Source organism: Kluyvera sp. 142486 (assembly GCF_046569695.1).
In the GTDB taxonomy this organism is placed as follows: domain Bacteria; phylum Pseudomonadota; class Gammaproteobacteria; order Enterobacterales; family Enterobacteriaceae; genus Kluyvera.
Genome location: NZ_JBKHUI010000003.1, coordinates 209,015 through 219,963, shown reverse-complemented (window position 1 = coordinate 219,963; position 10,949 = coordinate 209,015). Strand labels below are relative to the sequence as shown.

10 protein-coding genes are annotated in these 10,949 nt (G+C 56.2%); 7 read left to right on the top strand and 3 right to left on the bottom strand.

What is annotated here, in order from left to right:
* The first annotated feature begins 86 nt into the window (after window positions 1-86).
* The 3 genes from ACLGE8_RS05145 to ACLGE8_RS05135 all read left to right on the top strand — a co-directional run bounded on the left by ACLGE8_RS05145 (window position 87) and on the right by ACLGE8_RS05135 (window position 1,231).
* Complete coding sequence (locus ACLGE8_RS05145) at window positions 87-194, top strand: type I toxin-antitoxin system toxin Ldr family protein (protein ID WP_410996953.1); 108 nt, start codon at window positions 87-89, stop codon at window positions 192-194.
* A 417-nt stretch (window positions 195-611) separates the two neighbouring features.
* Window positions 612-719, top strand: coding sequence for a type I toxin-antitoxin system toxin Ldr family protein (locus ACLGE8_RS05140; protein ID WP_410996953.1), 108 nt, complete (start codon window positions 612-614; stop codon window positions 717-719).
* Between the two features lie 404 nt (window positions 720-1,123).
* The gene (locus tag ACLGE8_RS05135; protein WP_410996953.1) at window positions 1,124-1,231 is read left to right on the top strand and encodes a type I toxin-antitoxin system toxin Ldr family protein; all 108 of its coding nucleotides are present in this window, start codon (window positions 1,124-1,126) and stop codon (window positions 1,229-1,231) included.
* Window positions 1,232-1,317: 86 nt separating this feature from the next.
* Here the strand turns inward: ACLGE8_RS05135 and bcsG are convergent, their stop codons facing one another.
* From bcsG to bcsE, 3 genes are read right to left on the bottom strand one after another with little or no spacing between them, the layout of a single operon-like run.
* Window positions 1,318-2,991, bottom strand: a complete 1,674-nt coding sequence (bcsG, locus tag ACLGE8_RS05130) for a cellulose biosynthesis protein BcsG (protein ID WP_410996951.1) — start codon at window positions 2,989-2,991, stop codon at window positions 1,318-1,320.
* On the bottom strand, window positions 2,984-3,181 hold the full coding sequence (gene bcsF / locus ACLGE8_RS05125; protein ID WP_185667419.1) for a cellulose biosynthesis protein BcsF: 198 nt from the start codon (window positions 3,179-3,181) through the stop codon (window positions 2,984-2,986). The genes bcsG and bcsF overlap by 8 nt, the downstream gene beginning before the upstream one ends.
* Window positions 3,178-4,737: a cellulose biosynthesis protein BcsE gene (gene bcsE / locus ACLGE8_RS05120; protein ID WP_410996949.1), complete on the bottom strand. Its 1,560-nt coding sequence runs from the start codon at window positions 4,735-4,737 to the stop codon at window positions 3,178-3,180. The genes bcsF and bcsE overlap by 4 nt, the downstream gene beginning before the upstream one ends.
* Before the next feature lie 300 nt (window positions 4,738-5,037).
* Here bcsE and bcsR point away from each other — a divergent pair, with 300 nt between their 5' ends.
* The 4 genes from bcsR to bcsB are packed head-to-tail and all read left to right on the top strand — an operon-like array spanning window position 5,038 to window position 10,945.
* A complete protein-coding gene (gene bcsR, locus ACLGE8_RS05115) occupies window positions 5,038-5,238 on the top strand; it encodes a cellulose biosynthesis protein BcsR (RefSeq protein ID WP_185667417.1) in 201 nt (66 codons plus the stop codon).
* Window positions 5,239-5,248: 10 nt separating this feature from the next.
* Complete coding sequence (bcsQ, locus tag ACLGE8_RS05110) at window positions 5,249-6,001, top strand: cellulose biosynthesis protein BcsQ (protein WP_410996947.1); 753 nt, start codon at window positions 5,249-5,251, stop codon at window positions 5,999-6,001.
* The gene (bcsA, locus tag ACLGE8_RS05105; protein ID WP_410996945.1) at window positions 5,998-8,616 is read left to right on the top strand and encodes a UDP-forming cellulose synthase catalytic subunit; all 2,619 of its coding nucleotides are present in this window, start codon (window positions 5,998-6,000) and stop codon (window positions 8,614-8,616) included. The genes bcsQ and bcsA overlap by 4 nt, the downstream gene beginning before the upstream one ends.
* Before the next feature lie 13 nt (window positions 8,617-8,629).
* Window positions 8,630-10,945 (top strand): cellulose biosynthesis cyclic di-GMP-binding regulatory protein BcsB, encoded by a 2,316-nt coding sequence (gene bcsB, locus ACLGE8_RS05100; protein ID WP_410996943.1) that lies wholly within the window; start codon window positions 8,630-8,632, stop codon window positions 10,943-10,945.
* Window positions 10,946-10,949: the final 4 nt, after the last annotated feature.

The following is a 10,949-nucleotide window of genomic DNA, read 5'->3' as shown; positions in this document are numbered from 1 at the left end:
AAACCAGCAACATAACGGGGGCTATCACTTGCCTGAACAACAAGAGAATAGCCGCGAACTGTTGCTATTGCAACCAAGGCGGCTACATGACGCTCGCAGAGCTTGGCATGCTTTTCTGGCACGATCTGGCAGCTCCGATTGCGGTGGGAATTATCACCAGCGCCATTCTGAGCAGCTGGCATAACCGGAAATAATGCTGGCTGAGGGGCGTCTGTCCGCCGCAGTGGCAGCATGCGCCCGAACCAGGCCGCAGGGGTAAAACCCTGCGGCCTTTTTCGTATTGGTAGCCCGGGCAAGGCGTTTACGCCGCCCCCGGGACTGCTCGGAGCTTATCTCGGCATCGATTCCCGGCGTCGCTTAGGTCGGGCGCTATTCTGAAAATGGGGTTGTTACGGCGAGTTGAGAGGCTGATTGCAGTAGTATCGTCGCCAAGCCGGGTTTTCCGGTGAGGCGCAATGTTGCGGGGGCTTGATCCCCGGCGGCATAAGTTGCTGGAAAGAGAAAACCCCCGCACGTTGTTTGGTATAAACCAGCAACATAACGGGGGCCATTCTTTGACTCGCAAACAAAGGATAGCCGCGAACTGTTGCTATTGCAACCAAGGCGGCTACATGACGCTCGCAGAGCTTGGCATGCTTTTCTGGCACGATCTGGCAGCTCCGATTGCGGTGGGAATTATCACCAGCGCCATTCTGAGCAGCTGGCATAACCGGAAATAACGCTGGCTGAGGGGTGTCTGTCCGCCGCAGTGGCAGCATGCGCCCGAACCGGGCCGCAGGGGTAAAACCCTGCGGCCTTTTTCGTATTGGTAGTCCGGGCAAGGCGTTTACGCCGACCCCCGGAGTCGCTGCGCTCGGCCGGGCTACGCTCAGGTCGGGCGCTATTCTGAAAATAGAGTTGTTACGGCGAGTTGAGGGGCTGATTGCAGTAGTATCGTCGCCAAGCCGGGTTTCCCGGTGAGGCGCAATGTTGCGGGGGCTTGATCCCCGGTGGCACGAGTTGCTGGAAAGAGAAAACCCCCGCACGTTGTTTGGTATAAACCAGCAACATAACGGGGGCTATCACTTGACCAGACATCAAGAGAATAGCCGCGAACTGTTGCTATTGCAACCAAGGCGGCTACATGACTCTCGCAGAGCTTGGCATGCTTTTCTGGCACGATCTGGCAGCTCCGATTGCGGTGGGAATTATCACCAGCGCTATTCTGAGCAGCTGGCATAACCGGAAATAACGCTGGCTGAGGGGCGTCTGTCCGCCGCAGTGGCAGCATGCGCCCGAACCGGGCCGCAGGGGTAAAACCCTGCGGCCTTTTTCGTTTTACTGTGGGTACGGCACCCAGGAACCACCGTTCAGGCGAACGTAGGGTTTGCCCTGGTACTGAACGACCACGGCGTTGGAGTTTTCCGACACCGCGGCGGTCTGCGGCAGGTTGCCGGTGAAGGCCGACCAGTCGACGCTATCTTCGGTAAAGATTTTGCCGTCTACCGCCCGGGCAACCAGTTCGGAAATCGCCAGGTAACTGCTTGGCTGATTGATATCAATAGCGGCGCCCTGATGCGGTGCTTTCATGCCAAAGAATTTGATCGCGGCCGGTACGTGGGTAATCGATGGGCTTGGGATATCGCGCAGACCGGAGACCTGCATTTTATCGCCCTGCAGCGCCGCGCCATGCTCCGGCACTACCACAACCATCACTCGACGACCAGACTTCTCAAGTTCGGTAAAGAAAGCATCCAGCTCATCAAACAGCTTCTGCGCACGGGTCTTGTAGTCCGCCGTTTTGCTCTGTCCCTGGAAGTGGTTACCGTCGTGCAGCGGCAGGATGTTATAGAAGGTTGCCGAGCGACCACCTGCAGGCATATCTGGCGACTGCAGCCAGCGGTCGAGCACCGCCAGGTCGTCATACACCGGGGAACCATCGAAAGAGAGCAGGTTAACCGGCAGCTTGCTTTGATCCATCAGCGGGCTCTGCATGCCGCCGTTCTCACGCACTTCTTTGAGGAAATCGCCGAACACGCCGTTATGGTCAAGCATCAGGTGCTGCGTGAAACCGAGTTTTGCAAGATTATCAAACAGGTAGCACTGGTTACCCGCTGGCTGATACAGATTGGTATGTGAAGGTTGACCGCAGCTTGCGCGCAGCAGACGAATCGCTGCCGGGCCGCTGTATGAGGTCGCGGAGTTGAAATTGCTAAAGCGAATATCAAAGTGTGACCACAGCGGATGCTGCATCAGACCCGCCGCTTCGATGTCGGAGTTAGCCAGCGAGCAGATGTTGATAACCAGCAGGTCAAACGGCTGCGCATCTTCCGGCAATTGAGCCGGGAAGGTGGTCGTGCGCTTGCTTTCCGACGCGTAGAAGCTGTTTAACCAGGCGTTCAGGTTATCTGACGTTGGCGCAGCGGTTTGTGCGGGAAGATCGCCGCTTGCCGTCGCGCTGCCTGCCGCGGCGGCGGGTGCTGAGGAGGTTGTGGCGGCGGTAGCGTTGGTTGCCTGCCCGGCAGACCACAGATTAATGGACGGGAGCAGCGGGCCGACGTTAATCCATACCATCGCGGCGACCACAAAAACGGTAATGCGGATCCACTGATTTAAGAACAGCCAGGCGACCACGAGCACGAAGAAGGCGCCGACCATCTGCCAGTTAATAAAGCGGGTGACGAGATCCCAGATGTAATCCGCGCTAAAGTCCGCAATCTGCGAGCCCTGACTCATAATGCTCTCCGGTCCCGGCAGCCAGGTATCGTGCCAGAACAGCGCAAAGCCGAGCGGGATGGCAATCCAGTGGCGCCAGCGGTGCAGTCGGTTGTTTGGCAATGGGAAGAGCAGGAATGCCATGAACACCAGGTTCATCATGGGATGGAAATTGAGGTATCCCGCCCAAAGCAAGCCGAATTTGACCAGGAAATAGAGGTTCCAGCCAGAAAGCCCCCGCCAGTAGTGCCAAAGCGGAGAAGGAGTAACGGTGGCGTTTTTCGTCGAATTAGTCATTTTTTGATTTTGCCCTGACGGCCTGATCCCGGCGTATCACGCCGACGGGTTTAACAAAGCGCGGTTTTAGAAACATCAGACGGAACGCATTCTCAATGCGGCGCTGGTGATGACGCGCCAGATATCCCAGCGGGAAAAAGATCAGCGCGCAGAGAATCACGAGTTGAATAATATCGCTTATCGACATCATGACGATGTTCCTTCGGTATCCGTAGACAGGCGGCACGGCTCGGGATAACGGCGCCAGCTGTTATCTTCATAGGTCGCATTAATCACGTTTTTCGGCTTCGGTGAGATACGCAACGGCTGCGTCCACAGCTCTGGCTTCACGCTACGCATATCAATCAACTCGGCGGAAATCTGTTTATCTTCAAACCACATCATGCGGTTAGAGAAAATATCCCCGGTTGGCAGGGGGAAAATATGGTTGAGCGCTTTGTCGAGGTCGTTTACGCGGCAGAAGGGGAGGAACAGCACCAGACGACGATCGGCGATGGTCACAATATCGCCCATACGGTGCGGACGGCACAGCGTCAGCGCCTGCTCAACGCGTAACCCTGGCGTTGGCCTGAGCGCCACCATCACGCCTTTACTGTCCGCGGGCAGCAGCGTGTTGTTGATAACCTTTTGCACCGCATCGCAGAACACGTCCCATTTCTGGTAACCCTTCAGCTTCAGCGGTTCGGTGTTGGCGAGCAGAGTGGCTAAATCTTCCGGCACGTGACGGTTAAACTGCTGCGTCTGTACGCTTTCGATCAGGGTCAGGCTACGAGACAGCGGCGCGCTGGCGGAGATAACGATATTGGCCCCGCAGCTTAACAGCAGGCGCTCATCGGTGGCTCGCAGGCTAGGAGTTGTCTCTCGGACAATAAGTTTTAAAGCACTTCCGCGCTGTCGACGTAGAGTATGAATATATCGGGCAAGCTGCTCTACCTGGCTATTCTGGTTCAGCGAGAATATGACGGTTGCGGCCTGTGCGGTACGTGCGGCATTAAAAACAGCGTCATTGGTATCAAATAAAGTCCAGTGCTCTGAAAGTGCCGGTGCACCTTCGAGAATAATGATATTACTGAGCACTTCTTTTTCATCGCTGCGCGGCTGGACGTTCGCAACTTCGTCCTGCGCCAGGTGCCAGCCGTGGTCATTTTGTTTAATTAATAGCTGCTGGCGAGCGCTAACCCCTTTTTCATTTGACCAGTAAGATATATCCAGTAGTTGACTATCACCCTGGTAACGTAAACTTGCCAGGCCAGAAAGGGCACGATATTCACCGAGTAAAACGGAGGTTTGAGCGTCGGCATTGTTGCCTGGATTCAGTACCAGAAGCGTGCAGCCATAGTATTTAGCCCATTTTTGGGACTTGTTTACCCAATCATGAATTTTATCGGCAGGAATATTTTTCCAGGCGTTATGTGAGCATAACAGGATGACGAAATAATCGTTGGGTTCGAGCGTGCGCAGTAAATCGCGGCGCATAAAGTATAGACTATCTACGCTATCCTGCATGGTAAACAGTGACACTTTTTTGGGGCCGGAATTTCCCTTTAATTCTATAAGGTTATTGGGGTTTTCACCCATGCAAACCACCGCCACTTTTGCCGCATCTTGCTGCGCTGAAAGCGTCTGGTTTAGCAGGCTGACGGCATCCTCATGGCGATCGGTATTAACCCACCACACGCCGCCCGCAGGCATATGACTCACTTCATCCCACAGCGACTTGATACCAATAGAAAATATGGGGTTCATCGTGTCCCTCTTATCGACGATAATCCTGCGTATAAGTTTACTAGTGAAAACGTCAGAATAAACCTAATATTGAAATTAAATAGCATCAGATTTAGCATGTATACTCTGATTTAATAGCGTTATCGTCAGGCGATAAGTGAGCCAAACCCCTGAAACCTGCATAACTATGTGGTTGAAATGAGTAAAAGCAAAAATATTCATCTTCAATCAGAAGTATGACGAGTATAAACGAATTTCATGGAAAGGTTGCCCTTCGAATGATGGGGCACATTTGTACTTTGATTTCAGAGGGAGAAAAAAATGTCAGATAATGAACCGGTAACATCAGCTGATTCTCAACTTGGCTACACTTTTCAGAATGATTTTCTCGCACTGAGCCGGGCTTTCTCTCTACCCAATATAGATTACACTGATATTTCCCAGCGTGAAAAATTAGCTGCGGCGTTTAAACGCTGGCCGCTGCTGGCAGAGTTTGCAGAACAAAAAGCCGAACAAAAATAAGGAAGCCATAATGGCTATTCTGGGATTACAGGGCGTTCGCGGTGGCGTGGGTACGACGTCTATCACGGCGGCATTAGCGTGGTCATTACAGCTGCTCGGGGAGTCGGTGCTGGTCATCGATGCTGGCCCTGACAATATGCTGCGTCTGTCGTTTAACGATGAGATCGGGCGGCAGAGCGGCTGGGCGCGCGCGGCGTTAGACGGCCAGGATTGGCGTGACGCGGGATTACGTTACACTTCACTGATTGATGTGCTGCCGTTTGGTCACCTCCAGCCGGGTGAGCTACAAAACGCGGCGGCTTTGGGCGATACGCTATCGACCATTGCCGATATCGCCGAAACCTTAGAACGTGAAGGACGCTATCAGTGGATCCTGCTGGATCTCCCGCACGGCTTTTATCCCTGGACCGCACCGCTGGTCGAAGCCAGCCACTTTACGCTGACGATTCTGAAGCCGGACGCCAACTGCCACATTCGCCTGCATCAACAGCCGCTACCGTCTGATACCCACCTTTTGATCAACGGGTTACGCATGAGCAGCCCGCTGCAGGAAGACCTTTATCAGGTTTGGCTGCAAACCCAGCGTCGTCTTCTGCCGGTGGTGATACATCTGGATGAAGCGATGGCAGAAAGCCTGGCGAACAAGCAGCCGCTGGGCGAATACCGCCATGATTCCCTTGCCGCCGAAGAGATGATTACGCTCGCCAACTGGTGCCTGATGCACTACGCGGGGCGTCGCCCGGTCGCGGAGCGCGAAGCATGATTCGTCTCGGCAGCTGGATATTCGTCCCGCCGGTCTACGCTCGCCTGCGCGAGCGCTATCTTGGTTATCGAAAGGCGGGTTCGTCCTGGCTTTCCGCCACCCTGACCTGCCTGTGGGTGGGGCTGGCATGGCTCTTTCTGCCGTTGGAAAATGCCCGCTGGCAGGCGCTGACTGACCGTCACGACGAACTGTTCCCGCATATTAATTTCTCGCGACCACGTCCGTTGGACCCACTGCGCTTTGCGCTACAGGCGGTCTGGCTCATTGCGACCAAGCCTGCAGAACAACGCAGCGCTCGCCCCTGGCGACCGCTGGCAGCCATCGATCGTCTGCGCGAGCGCTACAACCGCTGGGCCGACGAACTGCCAGGCCGGATGAATGCGCAAACCGGCCATCTCGATGAGAAGAAAGAGTTGGCGCACCTGAATCCGAAGCTGCGCCGCCTGATCCTTGGCGTGGTGGTTACGCTGTCCTTAATTCTGGCGCTGGTCTGCATTACCCAGCCGTTTAATCCGCTCTCGCAGTTTATCTTCTTGATGCTGCTCTGGGGCGTGGCGCTGCTGGTGCGGCGCATTCCGGGGCGCTTCTCGGCGCTGATGCTGATTGTGCTGTCGCTGACGGTCTCCTGCCGCTACATCTGGTGGCGCTATACCTCAACGCTCAACTGGAATGACCCGGTCAGCCTGGTGTGTGGCCTGATCCTGCTGTTTGCCGAAACCTACGCCTGGATTGTGCTGGTGCTGGGTTACTTCCAGGTGGTCTGGCCGCTGAACCGTCATCCGGTGCCGCTGCCGAAGGACATGAACGAATGGCCTTCGGTCGATATCTTCGTACCGACCTATAACGAAGATTTGAACGTCGTCAAAAACACCGTTTACGCTTCGCTCGGTATCGACTGGCCAAAAGATAAGATTGAAATCTGGATCCTCGATGACGGCGGCCGCGAAGAGTTTAAGCAGTTCGCCAAAGACGTGGGCGTTCACTACGTGGCGCGTACCACGCATGAACATGCAAAAGCCGGGAACATCAACAACGCGCTGAAGTATGCCAAAGGCGAGTTTGTATCGATTTTCGACTGCGACCATGTGCCGACGCGCTCATTCCTGCAGATGACCATGGGTTGGTTCCTGAAGGATAAGAAGCTGGCGATGATGCAGACGCCGCACCACTTCTTTTCACCTGACCCGTTCGAACGTAACCTGGGCCGTTTCCGTAAAACGCCGAACGAAGGCACGCTGTTCTACGGGCTGGTGCAGGACGGTAATGACATGTGGGATGCGACCTTCTTCTGCGGTTCGTGCGCCGTGATCCGTCGTAAACCGCTGGATGAAATTGGCGGCATCGCCGTGGAAACCGTGACCGAAGATGCGCACACCTCGCTGCGTCTGCACCGTCGCGGCTACACCTCTGCCTACATGCGTTTGCCGCAGGCGGCGGGGCTGGCGACGGAGAGCCTGTCGGCGCATATCGGCCAGCGTATCCGCTGGGCGCGCGGCATGGTGCAGATCTTCCGCATGGATAACCCCTTGTTTGGTAAAGGGCTGAAGCTACCGCAGCGGCTGTGCTACCTCAACGCCATGTTCCACTTCCTGTCGGGCGTACCGCGGCTTATCTTCCTCACCGCGCCGCTGGCCTTCCTGCTGCTGCACGCCTACATCATCTACGCCCCGGCGCTGATGATCGCGCTGTTCGTGCTGCCGCATATGATTCACGCCAGCCTGACTAACTCAAAAATTCAGGGCAAATACCGCCACTCCTTCTGGAGTGAAATCTATGAAACGGTGCTTGCCTGGTACATCGCACCGCCGACGATGGTGGCGCTGTTTAACCCGCACAAAGGCAAATTCAACGTCACCGCCAAGGGTGGCCTGGTGGAAGAAGAGTACGTCGATTGGGTTATCTCCCGCCCATATATCTTCCTCGTGCTGCTGAACCTGGTGGGCGTGGCGTTTGGGATCTGGCGCTATATGTACGGCCCGGCGGATGAAACCCTCACCGTGTGGATAAGCCTGGTGTGGGTGTTCTATAACCTGATTATCCTCGGCGGCGCGGTCGCGGTGTCGGTGGAAAGTAAACAGGTGCGTCGTTCGCACCGCGTTGAAATCAAAATGCCGGGGGCTATCTCCCGTGAAGACGGACATCTCTTCTCCTGTACGGTACATGACTTCTCTGACGGCGGCGTGGGTATTCATATCAACGGCGACGCTCAGGTGCTGGAAGAGCAGAAGGTTAATCTGCTGCTCAAACGCGGCCAGCAGGAGTACGTCTTCCCAACCCAGGTTGTGCGCGTGCTGGGCAGTGAAGTGGGGCTCAAGCTGTTGCCGATGAGCACCCGTCAACATATCGATTTTGTGCAGTGTACGTTTGCGCGTGCGGATACGTGGGCGCTCTGGCAGGACAGCTTCCCGGAAGATAAACCGCTGGAAAGCCTGATGGATATCCTGAAGCTGGGGTTCCGTGGCTATCGCCACCTGGCCGAGTTCGCGCCACCGGTGGCAAAAGAGATTTTCCGGTCGCTCACCATGCTGGTGGCGTGGGTGGCTTCGTTCATTCCGCGCCGTCCAGAACGTGAGGCGGTAATCGAGCATCCGCTATCGGCTATGGCTCAACAATAATGATGATGAACCGATGAAAAGAAAACTTTCCTGGATTTGTGCAGTGGCGGTGGGCATGGGCAGTTTACTGCCGCTCACGACGCATTCAGAACCGACGACAGAGGTGGCGGTAGCGCCGACTGTTCAGGACAACGCCGCGGCGCCTGCTCCTGGCGACGCGGCAACCACGACGCCGGTGGTGGTGGAAGATGCGCCGTCGCGTGACGTGAAGCTTTCTTTTGCCCAGATTGCGCCGCCGCCGGGCAGCATGGTGCTGCGCGGATCTAACCCGGACGGCGGGATTGAGTTTGGCATGCGCAGCGACGAAGTGGTGTCGAAAGCGCTGCTGAACCTGACCTATACGCCGTCGCCGTCGTTGCTTCCAACGACCTCTCAGCTGAAGGTTTATCTTAATGATGAGCTGATGGGCGTACTGCCGGTCACCAAAGAGCAGTTGGGGAAAAAGGTCTCGACGCAGATCCCCATCGACCCGCTCTATATCACCGACTTTAACCGCGTGCGCCTTGAGTTTATCGGCCACTACCGAGACGTCTGCGAAAACCCGGCGAACACCACCGTCTGGCTGGACGTCGCTCGCAACAGCTCGCTGGATTTAACCTACCAGGCGCTGAAGGTGCGCAACGACCTGTCGCACTTCCCGGTGCCGTTCTTTGACGCTCGTGATAACCGCGCGCTGACCCTGCCTATCGTCTTTGCCGGTTCGCCGGATCTGAAGCAGCAGCAGGCCGCAGCGGTTGTGACCTCGTGGTTTGGCGCTAAGGCAGGCTGGCGCGGGCAGACCTTCCCGGTGATGTTTAATACGCTGCCGGATCGTAATGCCATCGTCTTTGCCACTAACGATCGTCGCCCGGACTTCCTGCGCGACCATCCGGCGGTGAAAGCGCCCACGATCGAAATGATCGACCATCCGAACAACCCGTATATGAAGCTGCTGGTGGTGTTTGGTCGTGACGATAACGACCTGCTGAAAGCGGCTCAGGGCATCGCAGCGGGCAACATTCTGTTCCGCGGCGATAGCGTGACCGTAGATGACGTGAAACCGCTGCAGGCTCGCGTACCGTACGACGCGCCAAACTGGGTGCGTACCGACCGTCCGGTGACCTTCGGCGAGCTGAAAACCTATGAACAGCAGCTACAGTCCACCGGGCTGGAACCGGCATCCATCAACCTGTCGCTGAACCTGCCGCCGGATCTCTACCTGATGCGCAGCACCGGCATCGACATGGATCTGAAATATCGCTACACCATGCCGCCGGTTAAAGACAGCTCGCGGATGGACATCAGCCTGAATGATCAGTTCCTGCAGTCGTTTAACCTCAACAGCACCCAGGATGTGAATAAGCTGATGCTGCGCCTGCCGGTACTGCAGGGCCTGCTGGACGGTAAAAACGATGTTAGCATTCCGGCGCTGCGTCTGGGCGCAATGAACCAGCTGCGCTTTGATTTCCAGTATATGAACCCGATGCCGGGCGGCTCGGTGGATAACTGCGTGACCTTCCAGCCGGTGCAGAACCATGTGGTGATTGGCGACGACTCGACCATCGACTTCTCGAACTACTATCACTTCCTGCCGATGCCGGATCTGCGCACCTTTGCCAATGCTGGCTTCCCGTTCACCCGCATGGCGGATCTCTCCGACACGGTTATCGTGATGCCAAAGCAGCCGTCTGAAGCGCAGGTGAGCACGCTGCTGAACGCCGTTGGCGTGATTGGCGGCCAGACTGGCCTGGCGGGGACGAAGATGACCATCGCTGATGATGGTAGCAAGATTCAGGACCAGGATGCTGACCTGTTGTTGATTGGCTCTATCCCGCAAAAACTGAAGGATGATAAACACATCGACCTGCTGGTGGATGCCACCCAGAGCTGGGTGAAAACGCCAATGCGCCATACTGACCTGCCGAGCATCTATGTTGATGAAGATGACCGTCAGGCTGGCATGCAGACCGGGATTACCTCTTCCGGCCCGATGGCTGCCATCGTCGGTTTCGAATCGCCGTACCACAAACAGCGCAGCGTCGTGGCGCTGCTCGCCGACAGCGCCAGCGGTTATGACCTGCTGAACAACGCGCTGAACGACAGCGGCAAACGCGCGGCGATGTTTGGCTCTGTATCGGTTATTCGTGAATCCGGCGTGAGCAGCCTGCGCGTGGGTGACATCTACTATGTCGGTCATCTGCCGTGGTTCGAACGCGTGTGGTTCGCGCTCTCTAACCATCCGGTTCTGCTGGCTATCTTTGCCGCCATCAGCATCGTGCTGCTGGCCTGGGTGCTGTGGCGTCTACTGCGTATCATCAGCCGTCGTCGTCTGAACCCGGAAGACGAGTAAGCCG